This window comes from Pirellulales bacterium, assembly GCA_036490175.1.
Classification (GTDB): Bacteria; Planctomycetota; Planctomycetia; order Pirellulales; family JACPPG01; genus JACPPG01.
This window is the reverse complement of the sequence record DASXEJ010000227.1, coordinates 32225-56356: the sequence shown is the minus strand read 5'-3', so window position 1 is coordinate 56356 and position 24132 is coordinate 32225. Positions and strand designations below refer to the sequence as shown.

At 61.7% G+C, this 24132-nt stretch carries 18 protein-coding genes; 8 read left to right on the top strand and 10 right to left on the bottom strand.

Annotated features, from left to right (window positions below; translation table 11 throughout):
• The first annotated feature begins 23 nt into the window (after positions 1-23).
• Positions 24-2015: an NAD(+) synthase gene (gene nadE / locus VGG64_16515; GenBank protein HEY1601208.1), complete on the top strand. Its 1992-nt coding sequence runs from the start codon at positions 24-26 to the stop codon at positions 2013-2015.
• Positions 2016-2109: 94 nt separating this feature from the next.
• Here nadE and VGG64_16510 read toward each other — a convergent pair whose 3' ends face one another.
• Positions 2110-3168, bottom strand: a complete 1059-nt coding sequence (locus tag VGG64_16510; GenBank protein HEY1601207.1) for an App1 family protein — start codon at positions 3166-3168, stop codon at positions 2110-2112.
• A 170-nt stretch (positions 3169-3338) separates the two neighbouring features.
• On the opposite strand from VGG64_16510, the gene VGG64_16505 reads away from it, so the two are divergent.
• Complete coding sequence (locus VGG64_16505) at positions 3339-4634, top strand: glucose-1-phosphate adenylyltransferase (protein ID HEY1601206.1); 1296 nt, start codon at positions 3339-3341, stop codon at positions 4632-4634.
• Here the strand turns inward: VGG64_16505 and hemG are convergent.
• Both hemG and hemE read right to left on the bottom strand, forming a co-directional pair.
• The gene (hemG, locus tag VGG64_16500; GenBank protein HEY1601205.1) at positions 4620-6059 is read right to left on the bottom strand and encodes a protoporphyrinogen oxidase; all 1440 of its coding nucleotides are present in this window, start codon (positions 6057-6059) and stop codon (positions 4620-4622) included. The genes VGG64_16505 and hemG overlap by 15 nt on opposite strands.
• Positions 6056-7999, bottom strand: a complete 1944-nt coding sequence (hemE, locus tag VGG64_16495; GenBank protein HEY1601204.1) for a uroporphyrinogen decarboxylase — start codon at positions 7997-7999, stop codon at positions 6056-6058. Before hemE ends, hemG begins: the two co-directional genes overlap by 4 nt.
• Before the next feature lie 351 nt (positions 8000-8350).
• Here hemE and VGG64_16490 point away from each other — a divergent pair, with 351 nt between their 5' ends.
• Positions 8351-9502: a hypothetical protein gene (locus VGG64_16490; protein ID HEY1601203.1), complete on the top strand. Its 1152-nt coding sequence runs from the start codon at positions 8351-8353 to the stop codon at positions 9500-9502.
• A 43-nt stretch (positions 9503-9545) separates the two neighbouring features.
• On the opposite strand, the gene VGG64_16485 is transcribed toward VGG64_16490, so the two are convergent.
• Entirely contained in the window at positions 9546-10835 is a 1290-nt protein-coding gene (locus VGG64_16485) for a class I SAM-dependent methyltransferase (protein HEY1601202.1), read from the bottom strand.
• A 121-nt stretch (positions 10836-10956) separates the two neighbouring features.
• On the opposite strand from VGG64_16485, the gene VGG64_16480 reads away from it, so the two are divergent.
• Together VGG64_16480 and VGG64_16475 are read left to right on the top strand one after the other, a co-directional pair.
• A complete protein-coding gene (locus VGG64_16480; GenBank protein HEY1601201.1) occupies positions 10957-12063 on the top strand; it encodes a Gfo/Idh/MocA family oxidoreductase in 1107 nt (368 codons plus the stop codon).
• A 220-nt stretch (positions 12064-12283) separates the two neighbouring features.
• Positions 12284-12961: a DUF6690 family protein gene (locus tag VGG64_16475; GenBank protein ID HEY1601200.1), complete on the top strand. Its 678-nt coding sequence runs from the start codon at positions 12284-12286 to the stop codon at positions 12959-12961.
• A 36-nt stretch (positions 12962-12997) separates the two neighbouring features.
• Here the strand turns inward: VGG64_16475 and VGG64_16470 are convergent, their stop codons facing one another.
• From VGG64_16470 to VGG64_16445, 6 genes are all read right to left on the bottom strand, one after another.
• Positions 12998-13318: a hypothetical protein gene (locus tag VGG64_16470; GenBank protein ID HEY1601199.1), complete on the bottom strand. Its 321-nt coding sequence runs from the start codon at positions 13316-13318 to the stop codon at positions 12998-13000.
• Positions 13315-14139 carry a redoxin domain-containing protein gene (locus VGG64_16465; GenBank protein HEY1601198.1) on the bottom strand — a complete coding sequence of 275 codons (825 nt, stop codon included), beginning with the start codon at positions 14137-14139 and terminating at the stop codon, positions 13315-13317. Before VGG64_16465 ends, VGG64_16470 begins: the two co-directional genes overlap by 4 nt.
• On the bottom strand, positions 14126-15148 hold the full coding sequence (locus VGG64_16460) for a DUF1559 domain-containing protein (protein HEY1601197.1): 1023 nt from the start codon (positions 15146-15148) through the stop codon (positions 14126-14128). Before VGG64_16460 ends, VGG64_16465 begins: the two co-directional genes overlap by 14 nt.
• Positions 15149-15401: 253 nt before the next feature.
• Positions 15402-16334 carry a diadenylate cyclase gene (locus tag VGG64_16455; GenBank protein ID HEY1601196.1) on the bottom strand — a complete coding sequence of 311 codons (933 nt, stop codon included), beginning with the start codon at positions 16332-16334 and terminating at the stop codon, positions 15402-15404.
• 290 nt (positions 16335-16624) lie between these two features.
• Positions 16625-18172, bottom strand: a complete 1548-nt coding sequence (locus VGG64_16450) for a hypothetical protein (protein HEY1601195.1) — start codon at positions 18170-18172, stop codon at positions 16625-16627.
• Between the two features lie 521 nt (positions 18173-18693).
• Positions 18694-19395, bottom strand: coding sequence for a HEAT repeat domain-containing protein (locus VGG64_16445; GenBank protein HEY1601194.1), 702 nt, complete (start codon positions 19393-19395; stop codon positions 18694-18696).
• A 219-nt stretch (positions 19396-19614) separates the two neighbouring features.
• Here VGG64_16445 and VGG64_16440 point away from each other — a divergent pair, with 219 nt between their 5' ends.
• From VGG64_16440 to VGG64_16430, 3 genes are all read left to right on the top strand, one after another.
• Positions 19615-21210 (top strand): ABC transporter permease subunit, encoded by a 1596-nt coding sequence (locus tag VGG64_16440; protein HEY1601193.1) that lies wholly within the window; start codon positions 19615-19617, stop codon positions 21208-21210.
• A gap of 192 nt (positions 21211-21402) precedes the next feature.
• A complete protein-coding gene (locus VGG64_16435) occupies positions 21403-22575 on the top strand; it encodes a DUF1570 domain-containing protein (protein HEY1601192.1) in 1173 nt (390 codons plus the stop codon).
• A gap of 292 nt (positions 22576-22867) precedes the next feature.
• The gene (locus VGG64_16430) at positions 22868-24112 is read left to right on the top strand and encodes a PQQ-binding-like beta-propeller repeat protein (GenBank protein HEY1601191.1); all 1245 of its coding nucleotides are present in this window, start codon (positions 22868-22870) and stop codon (positions 24110-24112) included.
• Positions 24113-24132: the final 20 nt, after the last annotated feature.

The following is a 24132-nucleotide window of genomic DNA, read 5'->3' as shown; positions in this document are numbered from 1 at the left end:
CTCGCTGGCTGTAAGAGCCTTTCATGAAGCTCGTCAAAGTATCGGCGGCGGTGCTCAATCAGACGCCGCTCGATTGGAATGGCAATCGGGACCGCATTCTGGCGGTGATCGCGGCGGCGCAGGCGGAGCGTGTCAGCATTCTGTGCCTGCCTGAACTGTGCATTTCGGGCTATGGCTGCGAAGACGCCTTTCAGTCACCGGGCGTGCAGCAGATGGCCGCTGACGTGCTGGCCGAGATCGTGCCGCACACCACGGGACTGATTGTTTCGCTGGGGTTGCCCGTCCCCTATCAACACGCGCTCTTTAACACGGCCTGCCTGGTGGCTGACGGCCAGATACTGGGCTTCGTCGCCAAGCGCTTTCTGGCGGGTGACGGCATTCATTACGAGCCGCGCTGGTTCAAACCTTGGCCCGCCGGGCATCGTGGCGAATTCACAATCGCGGGCCAAGACTACCCCCTGGGCGATATCGACTTCGATGTCGGCGGTGTAAAGATCGGCTTCGAGATCTGCGAGGATGCCTGGGTTGCGAATCGCCCCGGCGCGGAACTCGCCCGCCGCGGCGTCGACGTCATCTTGAACCCGAGCGCCAGTCACTTTGCCTTTGGCAAGATGGAGATTCGACACCGCTTTGTGCTGGAAGGATCGCGCACGTTTGGCGTCAGCTATTTGTACGCGAATCTGCTGGGCAACGAGGCCGGTCGTGCAATTTACGATGGCGGCGCATTGGTGGCATCGGGTGGAAAGCTGGCGGCGATTGGACCCCGATTTTCCTTCGCCGATTGGCAACTGACCACGGCTATCGTCGACGTCGACGCCACGCGCATGCAGCAATCGCGTTTGGGAAGCTTCGAGCCCCGGTTAGAGACGAACGCCGCGACTGTCGAAGCAGCTTTTTCATATCCGCATGTCGCGCCGGTGCCGGCCGCAATCAAGCGGGCCGCCTGGGAGACCGGGCCGCACGCGAAGGAAGAGGAATTTGCCCGCGCCGTGGCGCTGGCACTGTTCGACTACATGCGCAAGAGCCGATCGAACGGCGTGGTCGTTTCCGCCAGTGGGGGCGCCGATTCCTCGGCCGTGGCTTGCTTGGCGGCCATGATGGTCGATCTAGGCGTGCGCGAGCTGGGATTAGCCGGCTATATCGACAAGCTGAGATACCTCGCGGAGCTGCGCGGCGCGCGATCGTCGTCAGAACTGATATCACAGCTCGTGACATGCGTTTATCAAGCGACGCAGAACAGTTCGCAAACGACACGTGATGCGGCGTCCGGAGTGGCCCACGCGCTGGGCGCGCAATACTACGAATTCGACGTCGATGGCCTGGTGAAGCAATACGTGACGATGGTTTCGCTGGCCGTGGGACGCGAGCTGACCTGGGGTAACGATGATCTGGCCCTACAAAATATCCAGGCGCGTGTCCGTGCCCCGGGCGTGTGGATGTTGGCCAATTTGCGCTCGGGCTTGCTACTGGCCACCAGCAATCGCTCGGAGGCGGCCGTCGGTTACGCCACGATGGACGGTGATACCAGCGGCGGACTTTCGCCCATTGCCGGCATCGACAAAGCATACTTGCGTTCCTGGCTCGTATGGCTCGAATCCGTGGGCCCCGAGGGAGGTCAACCGGTGCCTGCGCTCGCGGCCGTAAACTGTCAGCCTCCTACGGCCGAGTTGCGGCCCTCGGCTGCCGGCCAGACCGACGAGGCCGATCTGATGCCTTATGAGTTGCTGGACGCGATCGAACGGGCCGCGATCCGTGACAAGCTGGTGCCGATCGAGGTCTTTCAACAAATGCAGCCTCGCTTTCCCCAATACTCGGTGCGGCAATTGGGCGAATGGGTCGAGCGATTCTTTCGGCTGTGGTGCCGCAATCAATGGAAGCGGGAGCGCTACGCTCCCTCTTTCCATCTGGATGACGAGAACCTCGACCCCAAGACTTGGTGCCGCTTCCCGATCCTTTCAGGCGGCTACGAACGCGAACTGGCCGAGCTACGAACGTACGTCGCGACGTTGGACTGACGACGCGGTACGGTGCGATTCAGCCTCCTCACCCGGCCACTCTCTGACAACGCCGGGACTGTCATCGGTTGCCTGATCCCCGCGGAAACCTTCCTCACGATAGATCGAGAGGCAATTCCTGCGCGTCGTCAAACAACTGCCAGCGCTCGATGGGCAGATCGGCAAAGGCACGCTGCAGGCGATCGCTCGTGGCATCTTCGCCCGTCACGTTGCGAATGAAGATCGCGCGCACTTGTTCTGAATAGCGGCGCGCCAGTGCACCATAGATTTCCGGATCGTGCTCGCCCGAATCGCCGACGAACACGAATCGTCGATGCGGCAGGGCCGCAAGGATTTCATCGATCACGGCCAGCTTCTTGGACCCGGTGCGGTCTCGCTTGAGAGTGCCGGCGTTTCTCCAACGGAAATGGCGCATGTGAAAAGTGCCCGCTGGAAAGCCGTGGGCGGCCAGGAAATCGCCAATGGGCGTAAACAGCTGCCAGGGACTGCGCGATGCATAGTGAAACGTGGCTCCCGCGGCACGCCAGCGCCGATAGAGTTCGGCCATGCCCGGTACCGGCTCGAACTCGCGCAAGAACGTTTGTCGCAACAGGGCCACGCGATCGTGGACGTGCGTGATCTTAATCGTGTCATCGATGTCCGAGATGACGGACAACCCCTGTTCGTTCAGCAAGTGTATCGCCCCGCTCACGGCACGCGCATCGCCGGCCGGTAGGATTGCGTCGAACTGCAAGACGCGTCCATCGTTGGCTGCGGGAGGGACGTTTGATGTTTGCTTCGCCAATACAACGTCGATGGCTGTGGGAGATAGCCTCAACGCATCGACGATGTGACCATTGGCCGCCGAGCGGATCAGGCTGTAATGCTGCTCGTCGAGCGAAACGGCCACGACCTTGCGTGGACGATTATTGACCAGAAAGGATCGCAAACGCGCTTCAAAGAGTTCGGATTCCAGCCCGCTAGCTTCCAACCCTACCCACCGGCGCAACAAACTGACCGCGGCCGCCCGGCGGAGCGAATCGAACTCGGGCTTGAAAATCCAGCCGTGAATCGGCAAATACCACGAGCCAGCGTCGGCCTCGAAGCGGCCAATCGTCGGGAAGAAGAGCAGCTGCTCGTCACTGTGAATTTGAGCGGCGGTTGGCTTTGCCATGCAGTTGATCAGGCAGTGACACAGCCGGGTCTTGCCTTCCGGCCATCGTCTTTTTCTGGGTCTGGCCGAATCGCGGTTTACCACCTACGATACGTGTCCATCATATCCCTTATGGGCCGCCGGCTGACTATTTGGGCGTCGCTCGCGGCTGCAATCGATTAGGACACTTCATGGATCGAGTATTGACGCTGGTTCTGGGTGGCGGACGTGGACAACGGCTCTATCCGCTGACCAAGTTTAGGTCCAAACCAGCGGTCCCCTTGGGGGGAAAATACCGACTGATCGACATTCCGATCTCGAACTGCATCGCCAGCGGTTTGAATCGCATCTACGTGCTGACACAGTTCAACTCGGTCAGCTTGCACCGGCACATTCGCCGATCGTACAACTTCGATGTCTTTAGCGGCGGCTTTGTGGAAATCCTCGCCGCGCAGCAAACGCTCGACGAAGCCGGCTGGTATCAGGGCACGGCCGACGCCGTACGGCAAAACCTTCGCTACATCCAACAGCCGGGGGTCGACCTGGTATTGGTCCTCTCGGGCGATCAGTTGTACCGCATGGACTTTGCCGCCATGGTGCGCGCCCATCGCGAGTCCAAGGCCGACGTCACGATCGCGGCGTTGCCGGTTGATCGCCAGGCCGCCTCGGGGTTCGGCATCATGCGCATGGACGACACCGGACGCGTGGTCGGCTTTCTGGAAAAGCCCAAGACGCCGGAAGAGGTCAATCTTGTCCGCACCGATCCGGCCTGGATCGACGCCCGCGGCCTGAAAAGCAACGGTCGCGATTGCCTGGCCAGCATGGGCATTTATCTCTTCAATCGGCAGACCTTGATCGATCTTCTTTCGAAGACAGACTATCACGACTTCGGCAAGGAAATCTTTCCGACGTCGATTCGCACGCACAAAGTGCAGATGTACTTGTTCGACGGTTACTGGGAAGACATTGGCACCATCCGTTCTTTCTATCAGGCGAATCTAGAGCTGGCGGCAGAGCGACCTCCGTTCGACTTGGCCTCGCCTCTGCAACCTGTCTATTCCAGCCCGCGCTTTCTGGCGCCGTCGCGGATTCGGGGGGCCACGATTCGTGGCAGCCTGCTAGCCGACGGCTGCGATATCGGCGAGGGCGCGGTCATCGAAAATAGCGTCGTCGGGCTGCGCTGCCGTATTGGGCGCAACGTTACAGTGCGAAATGCCGTCATCATGGGGGCGGACTTCTACGAAACGCCCGACGACGTCGACTCGCACCGCGCGGCGGGCCGGCCGCCGATCGGAATCGGCGACAACACGCTGATCGAGGGCGCAATCGTCGACAAGAACTGCCGCATCGGCCGCAACGTGCGGGTGATCAACGAGTCCGGCTTGGAAACAACAGAGGAAAGTGCGCAAGCCATGGTGCGCGATGGGATCGTGGTCGTTCCCAAGGACGCTATTCTGCGTGACGGCTGGTCACTAGGCAGGCAATAGGGCCAGGATCCGTTCGGCGGCCGCTTCGCCGCTGCGGATGCAGGCAGGCACGCCGACGCCTTCGTAGGCGTTTCCGGCCAGCTGCAGGCCCGCCCACGGTTTAACCAGCTCGCCAATCTCGGCCACACGTTCCAAATGCCCCAGGTGATATTGCGGCATCGCGCCGGGCCAGCGTCCGACGCGTGCGAAGGCCGGAGCGCCTTGGGCGCCGATCAATTCCGACAATTGCTCGGCCGCGATCCGCCGCAACTCGTCCTCCGTAGCAAGCGCGAGATCAGGCCGAGCGGCACCCCCCAAAAAAACGCGCACCAACTGCCAACCCTGCGGCGCCCGATTCACGAACTTCATGCTGCTGAAGCTGGCCGCCAGGATGGGGCGACGTTCTATGTCGGGCACGACAAAGCCAAATCCATCCAAGGGGCGCTGCAACTGAGAATCCTTGTACGCTGCGACCACCACGGCCGAGCTGGCATAAGGAATCGCCGCGAGCGCGCTGGCCAGGAGGCTATCGAAAGACTCGATGAGTCTCGCCGCCAGCGGCGCCGACGTGGCCAGCACAACCGCGTCGAACGCTGTCGGTTCAGCGACCTCGGCGGTCCAGACATTCCACCCACCGCCGGGTCGCGCTGCGAGCTTGGTCACGGCGCAATTGAGCTTGATGGTTTCTGCCGGCAGGCGCGCGGCCACTGCTGTGGCCAACGACTGCATTCCCTCGCGCGGGGCGACAAACAGGCTGTAGCGGGCACCACTCCCTGCGCCGCCGGTGCTATTCCCGCCTGCACTCTTGCTCTTGCGGACCGCGCGGATCAGCCCGCCGTGGCGCCGTTCCATTTCCAAGAATCGCGGCATCGTGGCGGCGAGGCTCAGCTTTTCTGGGTCGGCCGTGTAGATGCCTGCCGCCAACGGTTGCACCAACCGCTCGAACGCCTCGCGTCCCAAGCGACGTCGGGCGAACGACGCCAGGCTCTCGTCTCCCGTCGCCTGCCGTGGGCGAATGAAGAATTCGGCCAGCAGGCGCGCTTTTCCACGCAGACTCAGTAGCGGCGATTTCAGCACCGGCCACAGTTCGCGCGGCTCCATCAGCATGAAGCCCTCGGGCACGGGATGCAGCTTGCCCGCGCGCACGACTAGAGCACGGCGGCGCGTAGCGGCCGTCTCGAGCAACTGGTCCGCAAAACCGATGCGCCGGCACAAATCGATACCCCAGGGCACGTTGGTGATGAAGTTGTCGGCACCGAACTCGAGCCGAAAATCGTCCTGTTGCACGGTGTGCAGAATGCCGCCCAGACGGCTGCTGGCCTCGAACACCGTGGCCTGACAGGCGGGCGCTAACTCGCCCAAGCGATGGGCGGCCGCGAGACCGGTTATGCCGCCGCCAATGATCGCGATTCGCGTGCGCGGCGTTTGTTGATCGTGGCTGATCATCCCCGGCGACGCGCCCCGAGCTCATGCACAGCCTCGACGAGCGCGATCACATTCTCAACGGGCGTCTGAGGCATCACGCCGTGCCCCAGGTTGAAGATATGCCCCGGCCGCCCAGCCGCCTGGTCGAGAACGTCTTTTGCGCGGCGGCGAATCTCGTCCGGCTCGGAAAGCAGCACGAGCGGGTCGAGATTGCCTTGCACCCCGCGCCCTTCGCCGACGGCACGCCAGGCATCATCCAGACGAATCCTCCAGTCGACGCCAATCACATGCCCACCGGCTTCGGCCAATAAAGGCAACAGTGCCGGATTGCCAGTGGCAAAATTAATGACGGGCACGCCCGGCGTGATTCCTTCGATGATCGAGCGCGTGTAGGGCAGCACGTAACGGCGATAGTCGTCCGGTCCCAGGCAACCTACCCAACTGTCGAACAGTTGCACGGCCTGGGCGCCGGCTGCGACTTGCGCATTCAAGTACCGTGTTACGCTGCGCGCCAGCCGCGACATCAGTTCATCCCACGCGCCGGGATCACGGTACATCAGCGTCTTGGTGTGCAGATAGCTGCGACTCGCGCCCCCTTCGATCGTGTAGCTGGCGAGCGTGAACGGCGCGCCGGCAAATCCCAGCACGGGAATCTGGGCGGGCAAGCCGGCGCGCGTCAGCCGCACGGTCTCCATGACGAAGTCGAGCGAATCGACGTCCACAAGCTCGACGACACGATCGACGTCGGCCGCGTCGCGCACGGGATTATGGATCACCGGACCTTCGCCGGCGGCAAACTCCAGATCCAGCCCCATCGGCTCGAGCATGGGCAACAGATCGGCAAAGATGATCGCCGCATCGACGTTCAAGCGCTCCACGGCCGTGAGCATGACTTCGGTGCAGAGCTGCGGGTTACGGCACAGCTCTAAAAATGTCGTCTTCGAGCGCACGGCGCGGTACTCGGCCATGTAGCGCCCGGCCTGACGCATCAACCAGATCGGAGTGCGATCGGTCGGCTCGAGGCGGCAGGCCTTCATAAACGGGCCGTCGTCCCAGGGCCCTCGCGCCGGCCCGAGGGTAGAGGGTTGGTGCCGGGCACCATTGCCCGATGTGGTGATGGGCTGCTTGCGCCGGTGCAGTTCGGGGCCTTGGGCGGCTGCCGCCGCGACCAGGTGCCCCATCTTGGAATGTTCTGGTTCGACGTCGACCGTCAGATCGTTGTCGCGCAGCGTTTCGCTGGTCGTGGGGCCGATCGAGGCGACCACCATGCGGCGGAATTGCTGCCGTAGCGACGGCGTCACTTCCAATTGCTCGGCCATCCGCAGCATGTTCACCACCTGGTGGGCCGACGTGAACAAGGCCAGGTCTCGCTCGCCGGCGGCAATCGCGCGGACATTGTCCGCGAGCGGCCGGGTATCCTCGGGAAAATCCCACTCGTAAACTTTGACGGTGCGCACGCCAGCTCCGCGCGCTTCCAGCCCAGCGACCAGGCTGGCATTGGGCAGGCCATATTCCTGCACCGCAACGATCTGATTTCTGACGGGCACGTGCTGATCGATCGTGGCCAACACCTCGCGCCAGGTGTTCGGCTCGGGCACGCGCCAGGTGGGAGTGATCCCTAGCTCGCGCAACACAGTCACGGGCTTGGGCCCGCGCGCGACCGTCGTCACGTCCGAAAGCGACGCCAAAAAGCGGTCGCGCGGGACGTGCCGCTCGACCTGCGCCACCAAGTGGCGCAAGCCCACGCCGGTCATCAGCACCACGATATCGATCTGGCCGCTAATCAAGTGATAGGCGAAGTCGACGGCGTCGGGATTGGTCGTCAGCGGTACTTCACGCAAAGACGGGCTGACCGAAGCAACACCCCCCATGCGCTCAATCAGACGTGCCATCTCGTCGGCGCGACGGCTCTCGAACGCCGCTACACGCAATCCGCTGAAACCTGGCACGTCGTTGGGCATGATCGAGGGGTTACTCGCCTAAAACTGTTTCTACAAACCGCCATCCAGCATAAGTCACGAGACAATACCAGCGGCATCTTCGTTAGCCCCACGGCGAATCTCTGCCGCGCGCCGCGTCGGCATCGCCATCATCGGCCGGAGAAAGTATCCCCGTGTGTCTCACTCGCGGGATGGCACGCTTGGTTTCATGCTAACCGAGGCGTGTCCGAGGAAAAAGAGGCACTTCACCGCTCGAATCCGACAAACGGCGCCCCGCGCCGCGATCTGCATCGTGGAATATAAGGATTTGCTCTGATACGATTGCCTAGGGCACCTTCCTCACAATCAAAGCAACCAGTGCAAAATCTTCCGATGGCGCAGACCCAGACTCTTTTCGACGAACTGCAGAGTGCCGCTGACCACGAGGGAATCGTGGGCATCTTTCACCGCCTAACCGAACATTTGCGGCAACAGGAACAATACCACGAGTTATTCGATGCGCGGTTGATGGAAGCGCGGCACACGCTGGGCTTGTCAGTAATCATGACCTCGAGCCTGGACGACCTGCCCGAACCCGTGCGGACCAAAATGGAAGACGCCTATTTAGCGGCCTGCCGCGAAGTGGGCGAGTTGTTGCTTTCTCACGGCCGTGTGCGCGAGGCCTGGATGTACCTGCGCCCCGTGGGCGATCGGGCGGCGGTGGCCCGCAGTCTGGAACAAATTCCGCGCGATGCCGAGAACTATGAAGAGATAATCGAAGTCGCTCTGTACGAAGGGGCCTGTCCACGATTGGGATTCGAGTACGTGTTGGCTCATTACGGCACCTGCAACGCCATAACGTTGTTCGACGGCCAGATGCACAACCGACCAAAATCCGACCGGCAAGAGGTGGCCGCCCTGTTGATCAACCACCTGCACGGCGAGCTGCTGCGCAACGTAAAGGCCGATATCGCAAGACGGGAAGGGGCGGAGCCGGAGGATACTTCGCTCGCCGCGCTGGTGGCGAATCGGCCCTGGCTGTTCGAGAACGACAATTATCATGTCGACACCACGCACCTGGCGGCCGTGGTGCGATTCGCGCTCTCTTGTGATGACAAGCAAGCGCTGCGCACCGCGCTCGACTTGACCGAGTACGGGCGACGGCTGAGCAGCCAATACAAGTTCCCGGGACAGGAACCGTTCGCCGACACGTATCCGGCCCACGCCTTGTTCTTTCAAGGACTGCTCGACGAGAACGTAGATGCCGCTATCCGTTTTTTCCGCGAGCGGGCGGATGCCGCCGAGGAAGCTGGCCCGGCCGAGGTTCTGATCGCGCTGCTCGCGCGTGCCGGCCGAGATCGAGAAGCCTTCGACGCCGCGGTGGAACGACTGGGCCCGACCGTGCGCACTACGGGTTTCGCCCCCAGCATGTTGGAGTTGGCGCGCCGCGCCGGCTGCTACGATCGGCTGATGGCGGCCAGCCGCGATCGTGACGACCCCCTGGGCTTTACCGCGGGACTGGTCGAGCGATTGCGCACGAGTTGACCCCTGGGACGCGTGTGGGTGCCGGCGATGCAGGGGCGGCGGATCAACCTGTCGATCCGGCCGCGACCAGGCGATCCGCCAGGATCACTGTCGGCCGGCCGGCCATCGGTAGCACGATGAGCGTGGCCGAGGCATCGCCCGCCGGTCGCAATTGGCGGCGCAGCTGCTCGGGCTCGCACTCGACGCCGCGCTTTTTGATCTCCAGCGTGCCGATGTTCCGCGACCGCAATACATCGCGCAATCGTCGCAGGTCGAGCGGCAACACCTCGCGAATCTGGAAACGGGCCAGTGCCAAGTCGACGATTGGCCGGTCTGCCGTGAGATAGGCCACACCAGGCGTGATGGCTTCCAGGCCATGCTCGTTGGCAAGCGTTGCCGTCAAACCAGCGGCCAGCACCGCAGCGTCGGGTTCGAATATATACCGGCCGAGCGCGACTGCATGCGGCACTTCGTCGTCTGCACAACCGACGATCGATCGCACCACCGGCCAACCGCGATCAACGATCGTCGCACGGCGCGAGCCAGGATTTTCTGCCAGGCTTCCGAACCAGCAGACGAGTTGCCGGCATTGACCAGCGCGGCTGATCCATTCTTGCTCGGCAACTTCGGCCCAGGCGTCAGGAACAACCGCCGCCGGCGCCAGTTTCACCGCGGCCTGTGGGCACAACATGCGCAGGCGATCGATCACGTCCGGGCCGGGCTCGTGCAATTCCACTTGCGTGGTGCGGCGTCCCTGCGGTCGACGATCAGGGTCGATGTGCCAGGCGGCGATATTACCGACATCGAACGTGGCCACGTCGCCAACGATCACTCCGACTGGCGTAGTCCCCCCTGCCCTGCCCTGGGCCGCCGGTTGATGGAGCGGTGTCTCGTGCTCGCCCTGAGGAATCGTGACGTTTTTCGCTGCCAGCAGCGCAAGCGCCAGATCACGGTCGACACCGGTCACAGGCCCGCGGGCCGCGAGCGCCAAGAGGTCTCCGCCAATGCCGCAGCACAAATCCGCGACCGGCTCGTCCGCCGGAAACCGCGCGGCCTTGTAGGCGGCCACGAACTGGTCCGTGGCCTGCTCAAGTGCGCGGGGTGCGAAAAACATTTCTGCCGCGGCTGCAAATTTGGCGGTCGCGCGCCGCCGCAACTCGACCTGTTCCAGCACCAGGTGCGTGCGCGCCGGCGAAAGTTGCCGGCGCAACAGTGCCGTGAGCTGCACCGTCGACTGTGTGGCCGTGGTGGCTAGCTCGAGCCAGGGCCTAGCTTCGGCGGATGTCAGCCAGCGATAATCGTCGAGCCGGTGTGCTTCGCTCGATGGTTCGGCAGCGTTTTCTTGCGTCGTCACACGGCGTATTGTAATCTGGCCACGTTTTCTCTGGTAATCACCTCTTGCTGGTCACTGCGGTATCGCCCTGCTGCGACCGCAATCATTGCTCCCCGGACATCACTGCGGAATAGGATCCCTTATGGCAAGCCCTCGAAAGGTGCGCGTCGCAATCATTGGTTTGGGTTTTGGCGCCGAGTTCATTCCCATTTACCAAAATCATCCGCAAGCCGAGATGTATGCCATCTGCCAGCGCAGCAAAGAGAAGTTGGACCAGATTGGCGACCATTTTGGCGTTAAAACTCGCTACCAAAAGTACGAGGACGTGCTGGCCGATCCGAATGTGGACGCCGTGCACATCAACACGCCGATCCCCGATCATGCGCCGCAGAGCCTGGCAGGCCTGCGGGCCGGCAAGCACGTGGCAAGCACCGTGCCAATGGGAACGACCGTGGAGGAATGCCTGGCCATCGTCGCGGCCCAGAAGGCAAGCGGCAAGCACTACATGATGATGGAAACCGTGGTCTACAGTCGCGAATTCCTATTCGTGAAGCAGCTTTACGAAACCGGGAAGTTGGGACGCCTTCAGTTTTTGCGCGGTGCGCATCAGCAGGAGATGGCTGGCTGGCCTGGCTACTGGGAGGGATTGCCCCCGATGCACTACGCCACGCACTGCGTCAGCCCTTGCCTGCACCTGCCGAACAAACGGGCCGAGAGCGTGGTCTGCCACGGGTCGGGCCAGATTAGCGAGGCGCTGACGGCCAAGTATGGCTCTCCGTTCGCTGTCGAGACGGCCACGATCAAGATGGCGGACTCGAATCTGGCCTGCGAGGTCACGCGCAGCCTGTTCGAGACGGCGCGGCAGTACATCGAGAGCTTCGACGTCTACGGCGACAAGGCTACGTTTGAATGGACGCGCATCGAGCACGAACCGTGCGTGCTGCATCAGGGCGAAAAGCCCGAGCGGGTTACCGTGCCCGACTTTGCCCACTTGCTTCCCGAGGGGATTCGCCGCTACACAACCAAGGGAGTGTACGACGCCGACGATGCGCAGCATCTTTCTTTCATTCAAGGCAGTGGTCATGGTGGCTCGCACCCGCACCTGGCCCACGAGTTCATTAGCGCCATCGTGGAAGATCGGCCGCCGCGCCCCGACGCCGGCGCGAGCGCCAATTGGACCATGACCGGCATCTGCGCCCACCAGTCGGCCATGAAAGGGGGCGAACGGGTGGCGATCCCCAAAACGTAGCTCTGCGGCGGCCGATTCTGCGCCCGGGACGAAGGGGAGTTTCCAGTTGCGCCATCTGGCGTAGTGGTGCCGTGCGCCTGCGCTTAATGCGAGTTGCCTCACTGCGCAACCGATAGAAATCGATGAGTCGTGGTGCGATTCCCTCGCCTGCCGGTTGCAGTCCGGAACAATCGCGCCAGATGGGCCGTCAGGGGTTTTGGGCCGCGCAAACGAGGCGCCTATGTTTGCTAAGAACAAGCTGTTCGGTCTGATCGTGGTCGCCACCGCCGCACTTCCCTACGTGATGTCGACGTTGGGGGGGATTAAGGGGCTAAGCGCACGGTTTTGGCCCGCTGCCACCGCCGACGCAACAACTGCTCAGGTGGCAACGACGGAAACAAAAGCAGCGCCAGCCCATGTTGCCGATTTCAACTCGGCCGGCGCGCCGCATGAGGGGGGCGCCGTCAAGGTTTCTAGCGCCCAGAAGCAACAGGTCGTGCATCCGCTGGAAGAAGTGCTGCGCTTCGAAATCACCACGAATTGGATCATGGCGACCTGGCCCCGGGTATCGGCCAGCCTGGCAGAGTTAGACGTGCAAGGTTATCGCGTCCCCCTGGTGAGCGGGACGACCGACGCCGATATTGCCGGCTCGCTGACTTATTATTTCAACAAGAAGCAACAGGTCGAACGGATCACTTTCTTTGGCACAACCGGAGACGCTCGCAAGCTCGTGGCACTTCTCGAGTCGCGTTTCAGCTTTAAACGCGCGATCGCGCCGGAACCTAATTTGTTCGTCTACCAGGTGAAATCGTGGGGCAAGGTAACGAGCGAGATGCGCATTCGACCGGCGCCGATCGTTCGCAGCGAGGTTCCCTACGCGCGGTTCGAGGTGGCGCTGCTGATCGATCGGCCAAGCTAGATGGACTCGCGCATCGGCCAACGACGGCCTGAGCTGCTACTGCCCTTCTCGAACGAATGGGCGTTTCTTGCGGAAGGCGTACCCATCAGCCTCGGCTCGTGACCAATCACCGCGGCGTGCTTTGGCGATGATGGCAGTCATGCTGTCGAATTCGCCGTCTGTGAGTTGGCCGGCGTCGTGGCGCGACTGGGCCCACTGCTCGTTGTCATCGAGCAATCGCGCATTCTTGATCGTGATCGTGGTAAGGATCGCATCCAGCAATCTGCGATTGTCGCGGTCTTCTTGCGTCGGGCGACGGCATCCCGAAGCGACCAAAACCAGCGTGATCAGTATGGAAAGAATCTGTGCCGTCTTCATGGTCGACACGCGTCTTCGTCGACAACCACGAGCGCGCTCGTCGGCTGCGGCAGTTTTTCCTCAATGCGAGCCAACTCGTACAGCAACGCTTGGCTGCTGCGAAACGGCGTGTCGCCATAATGGACCCAGCGCACCCGCCCCTGCCGATCAATAAGGAACGTGCCGTGGAGCACGAGCTCGGGCGCGGCGTTTGTGGCGGGAACGAAAACTCCAAAGGATTGGGCCACGCGATGGGCCGGATCGGTCAGCACCGAAAAGTTGAAGGCTCCATAGCGCTCGAACTGCTTCTGGTTTGCCTCCCGCTCGTCGCCGCTGATCGCCACCACCTCGGCACCCAACGATCGGAATCGATCAACGTCGGCATTCAATTCGAACAGATGGTGTACGCACGCGTTGCAGTAATAACCGAGGTAAAACACCACCACGACGGACCCCTGAGCGACCTGCTCGGACAGTTTCCAGTGATGATGGTGATGATCATAAAGGGTGAAATCGGGGGCGGTATGGTCGATCAGTTCGTGACCTTGCGTGACAACGCGAAACGAAGCGGGCAATGCTGCCAATTCGCGCAGCCATGCATCCGGCGCTGTGCTGCGCCGATCTTCGGCCAGCAACTTCGATAAAATGTCGAAATGAACTTTTCCATTCGCGTGTACGCCGGCGCTGCGCGGCACCGCGGCCTGGGCTGGCTGGACGCTTGCCCGGGATCTTGGCCAAGCATCGACCCAACCGTACAAGCCTAGACCGACGACAGACAGGCTTCCCAGCAGGCAGAGCAACGCGCGAGAGCGGACGCATCGCGACAGACTAAAATGCCTCACCGATCACCTCTCCGCCGTTGCGGCTGACGAGAGCTACCCAGGTCGAAAGTGCATGCCCATCGCTATAGAAATGCACCGAGCCGTCCCCCAGCAGGATGTTCGATCCGCCCGGATGCGTCGATTGAAACTGGTCGCTGTGTCCCAGTGGACTGTTCGGCGGATGAATCACCACAGGATCCTCATACGGACACGGACCGCCATGCGCGCCGACGAACGCACCGGGACCGTCGTAGGGCGTGTTCAACCCTCCGGTCCCAATGCCTGCATAGGGCGGATACGACCAGTGAACCGAGTTGGGAACGATGCCGGCCCAGACCGAGTCGCTGATGTTCGACGATCGCTCTGCCGCGAATACGGTTTGGCTTAGTCCATCAGTCACGTCGGCAATGCGCGTCGTGCTGTTGCGATAGAGGGCTCCGTTCGGCTGGATCGAGATGGGCCAACTGCACCACAGCGTGCTGCTCCCCACACTCGAGACGTAGTTCGCTCGCGCGAACGTTGCCAGCGTGTTGTTTGCGACATCCGAGACATTCACCGTTTGTTCTGATCCCGGATTTTCCCCCATGTAGTCCGATGGGCAGCGAAAAATCGGAATCGGCGTTTGGACCATCGTCGTGTTCGCGGGGTCCCAGCATTTCAGGTTCAGGTTCAGTGAACCGTACAGGCTCCCTTGCTCGATGTACGGTAGCGCCAGCGCCAACCAGCCCCAGCCAGGACCAGCGTCGTCGAAGCCCGGATCCACCGGCCCCATCAACAAGCTTGTGGGCTGACTGATATAGCCGGGCGGGAAGAATCCACGGCTCCCCTCGAAGCACTGTAGCGCCAGGCCGATTTGCTTGAGGTTGTTCTGGCATTGGCTGCGACGAGCCGCCTCGCGGGCCGCCTGTACCGCGGGCAGAAGCAGTCCGACCAACAGCCCAATGATGGCTATGACGACCAACAGTTCGACCAAGGTGAACGCCTGCGGAGATTGGCTGCGACGACTGGTGCTTGACGGTGCGTAACTCACCGGACTTGGCCTTTCCAGAGCAACGGAATGAGAAGGATTGCGGATTTGGTCACATAATATACGTGATTTTGTTTTATGCAAGTAATATTTTTGATCAATCAAAAATGACACGTACTAAGAATCGGATTCTGGAGCAAAACGACTCGGTGACCCTGGAACAAACGGGCCGAAGGCTCCGGCCAGAAACAGGCCGGGATGGCGTGGGGACAGCACCTGCTGATGCCTTCGCAGGTACGACAATTGGCCGCCGACCCTAGTGGTCGGCGCCCCCCTCGTATTCGAGGTCCTTCCATTTCATGGGCCGGCGGAATGGCTCGATGCGCAGCACGACTTCGCCATCCTGGAAGACGCGCACCGTGCCGTTCGACTCGCTGACGGCGACGGCCACGGCCTTTGTAGCACGACTTATAGCGGCAGCGGCCCAGTGGCGCGCGCCCAGCCCCTTCGAGAGCGTGACGTCGGCCGCCGAGGCGTCGAGATACTGGGCCGCGGCCTCGACGGTGCCGTCTGGCGCGACCAGAATCGCGCCGTCCATTTGGGCAATCTCTTTGATGCCCTCGCGGACTTTCGCGCTCTTTAGATTGCGCTCGCGTCGGCTGTATCCTTTGACGGGATCAAAGCTGGCCGAGCGGCTCATTCTGCGTACTTTGTGGGCATCTCCGACCACGAACAGCGTCCCCACCGGCTTGCCTTCGCGCCCTTCGCGGCCGATCTCGAGCGCCAGGTTCAACACTGTTTGCAGCGTATCCAGCGGCACGCGGGTTTCGAGTTGCCGCAGATCCCGAACGGTGAGCCGGCCCAGGTGCTCGCCCAGGTCGATCAAGCTGATGGAATCGATCGAATGGGGCTCGAATCCCCCATATAAGGCGACCACGCGTGCGCCGCTGGCCAACAGCTCGTCGGCCACGGCATTCAGTAGCGCCTGCGACAGCTTCTCGTGTACGGCGGTGTCAAACGAGTCAGGTAGAATCACCGCCGGCAGGCCGATCTGTGCGGATCCAGCCACAGCACTTTCCGAGTCAGCGGCGAGCAAGATCTTTTGTCCGCGACTGCTGTCTTTCAACTGCTGCCAATCGATCGGCTGATCGACGAGCAACAGGATTGCGTCAACCCGCACGGCTTCGGCCAGGCGGACCGCCGCTTGAAAGATCGTCAGGAATTCCTCGCTGTTACGTGCAGGGGTCATTCGCTAGGCAAAAACCTCGAGGAGATACGCAGACGGGACACAGCCCCCGAATGGCCGATGAGCTCGGCGGGATGCCAGAAATGTACGAGGTTTTGCCGTCGCGAGCAACACTAACCAGCCATCGCGGTGCGTTATGACGAACCCTTAATGGCCAGCGCGAGTTCGAGCGGCTGGAACGGCGCCTGCGACAAGGCACGCATCGGCGGAAGCGCCGGCAGGGTCCCCTTCGATCATACTTCGGCACACGACGGATCGGCAAATGCGATTGTGTAGTGCCCTAGGGGCGACAACTACGGCCGAGCGGTTTGTGGGCGACGGGCAGAACGTTTCGGTTGCGGCACAGCCTTAGGGTCGCGTCGCGTGGTCCGCGGCGTCGCGTTGGCCGTAGCCTTCGGCTGTGTGGCGCGCAGCTCGTAATCTGGAACTTGCAGTTCAGCGGGCGTCCGGGCGTCGAGCGGCCCTGTAACGATGGGCGCAGCCGCTTCGCTGGTCGTGGTTTCCTCGGTCGAGACTGTGCGATCGCTGACCTCGTTGCGGGGCTTGAACACGCGCGAATCGTAGATCGCCAAGCTGTGCAAGCCGTGCCCCAGCGGACCGACCTCCCATTCGCGCTCTTCACCCTCGTGCAACACGTTCGTCAAGTATTCGACGGTCTTCACGACACGGGGATCTTCCAGCATGTCCAAGGGGAGCGAATACGACAGCCACTCCAGGATGTGGCCCGAGGTCTGGATGCGCCGGCCAATGTCAGGCCGGGCGCCCGGCGCCTTGAACCATTCGGTGCTGAAAGAGCCATCCGAGTTTTGCAACTTGGTGAGGGTGTAACGATGATATTCGTCGAGATATTTCTTGGCCCTGCGGAACTCGCCTGTCATCGGCAGCCCAGACTCCTCGCGTTTGCGTACCGCGTAGGCGAGACCCATCAAGCGATGCGTGCCTCCGCACGCGGCGCCGATGACCGGCTGTGACATTTCCTCACGGACCAGGCGCTCGATCGACCATTCCTGGCCGGCCGAGTTGGTCCAGTGGGCGTCCACATCCAAATAGTAGGTGAGCGAGATCAGTTTGAAGGTCAGCTCCGTGCCTGCCTGGCAACCCAACTTTTCCGATTCGATCAGGTCGACCAAAGTAAAGCGCTGATCGCCGACTTTGATCGGGCAATTTGTCGCCACGCACGACTGCGCGAGGATTGCCAGAAACTGTCCGGGATGTCCTTGCACTTGCGGCCCCTTGCGGGCGGCAAGACGATTGCCATTGGCTTCGAGGATGCGCGTGCCGTGACAGTCGCCATTCCAGCAGAGCCAGGATATGGCGTTGACCGGCGCACCGTCTGGTCCGCTGCGGTTGAGCTGCGAATGCACGCCGTAGGCGACGATCGAGTGCATCACCTCCCACGGGTTATGATCGCGTGTGTTGAGGTGTTTCCGATTATAGTAGGCCAGCGTCGCGCGAGCCTTGTCGCGGAGCTTGATCATGCGCGGACTGAGGACGCGCTCTTGAATCACGGGAGCGACGTCGTCGAACTGGCTCTCCTGAGCCGGGTCGCTTTCGTTGCCCAGGTCGAGCGGCCGGACGGCGTCCGACAATTCAGGCTCCTTCGCATAGCCCAGTGCGCGCCGCGCGATGTCGACGGCGGGCTGGCCGAGCGATTCCTCGGCGTAATCGCCGGCGAAGCCCTCGCGCGGCTCGACATCGTCAGTAGTTCCCAACGAGAATCGCGTGTCTTCGTTCGCAGCCGTGCGCGAGCGAGGGCCTGCGGCGGTCGCAGGCTCGGCCGCCAGCGCCAGACCTAGGCACGTCACGGTGGAAAAGACGGTGAAAAGCAGGGTGTGTCGCATTATGTATCTCAAATCGCCGCTCACCGTGGGACCAATGATCCCGCAGGCGCCCGAACAAGAGACAGCCTGCTGGCAAAGCCACGGCAGGCCAAGGCAACATGTCGTGCGGCGGAGTTAACTGTGTCACGGACGGTACAGTGCCGGCTCAGCTAGCAGAACTTCCCCAGAGGTTGTTCGCTGGCGCAACCAAACAGACATCGCAAAGTAACATGTCCGCCACTTGCCAAGTGTTATAAGAACGTCCCGCCGGCCGAGCCGGTTGGGGGTGGCAGCAGTTGTATCGGTAAGTTTATTGGCACCCCTTGATAGCGTGCGTGATTGCCCGGTTGGGCCGGCCGGGCAAAAGAGTCAGGCACCCCATAACCTTTCACCAGTCCGGGAACTTCGCGCAGTCCGTGGCCGCGACGAACGACGTTTTTCGCCAACAAAAAGTCAAGAATATCTGGGACAGGTCGCGTCGCCCTGGCCGCGGTCTGAAAATTCGTCGCGCTGCCCACGACGGACGAAGAGGCGCTGGTTTTCTAGAACCATTTGCGGATGCGCTCGGCCAGAGTTGGCTTGGGGGGGCCTTGGCCGCTCTTGGCATACTGACGCCAGGCTTCGACATCCGTGCCAAAGTCCTGGTTCGACAGTTTCTTCATCGAGGCAATCGCCCGGTGCTGCATGGCAGGGTCTTGATCGTCGAGCGCTTCGCCTAAAACTGCTACCGCGCCCGGGCTGGCTCCATCGCCCAAGCCACGCACCGCCGCCAGGCGCACGTCGACGTCGGCATCGTCCTTGATGACTTGCGAAAGCTCCTGCACCGAGTTGGTGCCGCCATATTTTCCGAGCGATTCACAGGCCGCGATGCGCACATCGCGATCATGATCGTGCAACCCTGCCGCCAGGATCGAAGCCGACTTTTCCGAAGGGAAGTGTGCCAGGGTTCGCAAGATCTGCGCGCGGAGGACTGGATCCTTTTCGTGGACAATTCCCTGCGTCAGTTCGCCGGCGACTGTTTCTCTCAACTGGGGCGACATCTTGGAACTGTTTGCTCCGAGCTCGCGCAGTTGCTCCATCTTTTCGCGCGGAGTGACGATCTTCGGCCCCTTCTCGTCTTCCTTGGGCTTCTTGGAAAAGCTCCACGCGCTCCAGCCTTTGGACTTCGGAGCCGATGCGCAGCCGGCAATCAGCCATACGCTACAGGCGAGCGCCAGCAACTGTATGCCGTACACAGTGCGCATGCGGGCAGACCGTTTCGGTGGATAAGGGGCAGAACGCCCGGGGACGAATGGGAGGCGGACTATACACGGCGTGTCGTCCAGAGCCAAGACGATTACGAAGTCGATAGTGCCGGCTCGCGGGAGTCGAACGCTGTGGACCTCATCAAGTAGGCATTAGCCGCCAAAGCCTGGGTAACTTACACTGGCGTGGCAAACCCGTTAAACCAGGCTCGTCGCAATATGAACCGCTCACGCCCCACGGCGCAAGCATTGATCTTACTGATATTGCTGGGGATCGGAGCCGTGGCGGCGTTTAGTCCCAGCAATTCGCGTGGCTGGCTATTGGCAGCCAATACCGCGCAGCTCGCCGCCTGGGTTTGCGGAATCAGTGTCCCCCTGGGGACGCTCCTCGCCCTGGTGCTCGCACGGACCGACGTGCCCGGCCGCCGGGCATTTCTGCTGGCGCTCTCCTGGCTGTTGTTTCTGCCACTGTATCTGCAAGTGGGTGCCTGGCAGGCGGGCTTTGGATTGCAAGGTTGGCAAACTTTATCCGGTTTCGGACCCCCGTGGCTAGACGGTTGGCGAGGAGCGGTTTGGGTCCATGCCGCGGCGGCCATTCCCTGGGTGGTGCTGATCGTGAGCATTGGACTGCGAAATGTCCGGCCCGAACTGGAAGAGTCAGCTCTGCTGGATGCCTCGGCCTGGCACGTGTTCTATCGTGTGACATTGCGCCATGCGGCGCCCTTGGTGGTCGCAGCCACGTTGTGGGTCGCCATCGGAGTGGCTGGCGAGATCGCCGTCACTGACCTGTTTCAGATTCGCACCTACGCTGAGGAACTTTATACCGAGATGGCTATCGGCGCTGCTCCGCACGAGGCGCCGCTCCGAGCACTTCCGGGCATTGCCATCACCGCTTGGGCGGCCTTGGCCGGGATTTTTATCATCGCACGTTTTGCCCCGCGCGAGCGGCAGGTATCGATCCGGCCACGATTGATTTTTCTGTTCGGCGTTTGGAGGTGGCCTTTGGCGGTACTCATGGCTTGTGCCGTGCTGCTGCTGGTCGGCCTGCCGCTAGTGAATCTGGCGTGGAAATGCGGTGTCGTCGTGGTACAAAGCACTGAGGGTCGCGAACGTCATTGGTCGCTACTCAAAGGCGCGAGCATCGTTGCCAGCAGTCCGCTCCGTTTTGGCCGCGAGATCCGCAGTTCGCTGGTCGTCGGCAGCGTGGCGGCAACGGCAACGGTAGTGTTGGCGACGATGCTGGCTTGGAGCAGTCGTTGCCGCAGCACGGCGAGCGCGATCCTGATATCGGTTATCGTGCTCGGGCTTGCAGTGCCGGGGCCTGTCATTGGGCTGTGCATTATTTGGATGTTCAATACACCACACTGGAACTGGGCCCACACGCTCTATGATCGCACGATTCTGCCACCGGTCTGCGCCCAAACGATTCGGGCTTTACCGCTGGCCTGCCTGGTGCTGTGGCATGCCTTTCACACGTTGCCCACTAGCTTGATGGAAGCGGCGGCTTTAGACGGCGCCAATGCCTGGACGACCTTTCGCCGCGTGGCGCTGCCGCAGCGAAGATTCACGATTTTGATTTCCTGGTGGGTGGCGTTGGCCGTCGCCGTGGGCGAAATGGGAGCCACGATACTCGTTACGCCACCCGGCATCGAACCATTGTCCGTGCGGATTTCCGGCCTGCTGCACTACGGAGTCGAAGATCAGGTGGCCGGCATCTGCTTGGCATTAGCGCTAGCGTTTATCGTGCTGTCGGCCCTGCTGGTTCTATTGGCAAATCGCTGGACCCGAACGGCGGGCTCTCAAGATCGCCATTGACCGCGGCAGTCCGCTACACCTAGATTCTGCTGACTTGGCGGCGGCTCAAGGCCCGTAAATCGGCTCTTTTTCGGCGGTAGCGACCGTCCATCGGCTACATTTCCTACATTGATCTGCTACGGTAGAAAAAAGGGGCCTCTGAGCCACGGGGGGCTGGCCCCCCTTTCCCGCCCACATTGCATCGAGCTCTTCATGTCTGTTGTGCGCGCTCGACGACGCATCACGTTCCGCTGGGTCGCGGCCGCCTTGCTGTTGGCCGGCTGCCCGCTTGCGCCGTTGCGCGGCATGGATCATGTCACGGCCAAAAAAGAAGGGCGCGAGCGGCAGATCGCCGGGCGTGTGTTGGTCGAAGCCGAGGATGGCGGGCTATTGGTCCAAGGGCAAGACGGTGTCTTGTGGACTGTGCCACCCGACGACTTGGTTTTGCACGAAGAGGACGATGCGCCGTTCAAGCCGCTTTCGTCGGCAAGCCTGGCGTCTCGCTTGCTGGAAGAATTGCCTGCCGGTTTCGAGGTCCATACCACCAAACATTACTTGATCGCTTACAACACGTCGAAGACTTATGCCCAGTGGTGCGGTGGCTTGTTCGAGCGATTGTACGGTGCGTTTACAAACTATTGGTCACGACAAGGGTTCGAGCTGCGCACGCCGGAGTTTCCCCTGGTTGCGATCGTGTTTTCGGACGAAGTATCGTACGGCCGTTTCGCGCAGAGCGAAGTGGGCGAAGCCGCGAAATCGATCATCGGCTACTACAGCCTGGCCACGAATCGCATGACCATGTACGACCTGACGGGCGTGCAAAGCCTGCGCGCCGCCGGCGATCGCCGCGGTTCGTTGGCGGAAATAAACCAGATGCTCGCGCGACCGGATGCCGAGCGAATGGTGGCCACGGTGATTCACGAGGCTACGCATCAGATCGCGTTCAATTGCGGATTGCAAACCCGTTATGCCGACATCCCGCTGTGGATTAGCGAAGGGATCGCGGTCTATTTCGAAACGCCCGACCTGAGCAGCAAAAAGGGATGGGGGAGTATTGGCTCGATCAACCTGGTGCGCCTGACGGCTTTTCGAGAGTACCTGCAACGCCGCCCTACCGAAAGTTTGCGGACGTTGGTGGCTGATGATGCGCGATTTCGTGACACCACCAAGGCTCCGGATGCCTATGCCGAAGCGTGGGCATTGAACTATTTCCTGATTCGCCAAAAGCCCAAACAGTACCGGGCCTATCTGCAAATGCTCAGAGCCAAGAAGCAGTTGATTTGGGATGATCCCGACGCCCGCTTGAGCGAATTCACGGCAGCCTTTGGCGACCCAGCAGAGCTGGAAGTCGACTTTCAGCGATACATGCTGAAGCTGCTGCATTAGGCGGGATTCGGCCCGGTGGGTCACGTCGCGGCGGCAATTCCTTTGCCGCCCCCGCGACGCGAAACTGCGAATTTCGGTAGCCCTCGACTCGGTTTCGAGTTGTTGCCTGCTTGCCCCCACCGGGCGTCTGTGCAAAATTGGATGCTGTCGCCGTGGACTCGAAAGGTCTTGCCACGGGGCACCCCACCGCCACTTTGTGGTACAGCAGCCCTGCCCGCCCGAAAGACTGCCGCACCGCAGCGAATGCTCCCCCAAGCCTGCCGCGAACTCACTCCCCGGGAAATCAACCATCATGAAGCTTCCGCATTTGCTCCTTGCGCTGTTGGCATGCACTCAGATCGGTGCGGCACCCGTGCCACGCGTCACGAGCGACTGGCCCACTTGGCGCGGCGCGCAACGCACCGGCATTTCTCTCGAGACCGGGTTGTTGCGCGATTGGCCCGAGGGTGGGCCCAAGCTCGCCTGGCAGACCAGTGGCGTGGGCGTTGGCTTTTCCACTCCGGCGGTTGCCGGGGGCCGGGTCTACCTGATGGGGAATCGCGACGGGCAGGAACTGGTGCTGGCCTTGAATGCGCGTGATCAAGGCAAGGAGATTTGGTCGGCCATCCTTGGTCCTGTGCGACACGAGGGGGCCGGCTATCCCGGTCCACGCTCTACTCCCACGATCGACGGCGATCGAGTTTACGTGTTGGGCATCAACGGCGACCTGGTTTGCCTCGACGCAAAAACCGGCGCCGGCGTGTGGCGACGCGATCTGGTGGGTGAATTCGGCGGCGGCATTCCGAATTGGGGTTATAGCGAATCGGTGCTGGTTGACGGACCTTGGGTCCTTTGCACGCCGGGGGGCAATCAAGCCACGATCGTGGCTCTGGACAAACAGAATGGCAAGACTGTTTGGAGTGCTACAGTCGGTGATCCGGCCGGCTACTCTTCGCTAATCAAGGCCGAGATCGACGGCGTGAAGCAGTATGTACAGTTCACGGCCAAAGGAATCATCGGCGTCAATGCGGCCGACGGCGCTTTTTTATGGCGCTACGACGCGCCTGCCAACGGCACGGCAAATATCTCTACGCCGGTCTACCTCGGCAACAAAGTTTTCGCCGCCAGCGGTTACGGCACCGGCGGCGGACTGGTGGCCGTGTCACACGATGCGGGCGCCTTCGATGCCAAAGAGGTGTACTTCACAAAGCACATGAAAAACCACCATGGCGGCTACGTCGTGGTCGATGGCTATCTGTACGGTAGCGATGACCCCGGCATTCTCACGTGCCTGGACCTGGCAAGCGGCGAAGTGAAATGGGCCGACCGCAGCTGCGGCAAATCCGCGATCGTCTGTGCCGACGGCCTGTTGTATTGCCGTAGCGAGCAAGGGCTGGTCAGCCTGGTAGAAGCGACGCCGGATGGATTTCGCCTGCACGGCCGGTTCGAGCAACCGGAACGCAGCGAGGCACCTAGCTGGCCCCATCCGGTAGTGGCGGACGGCCGACTTTACTTGCGCGACCAGGACAAGCTGCTGGTCTACGACGTGCGAAAGTAGATGTCGGTCAACGGAAAACG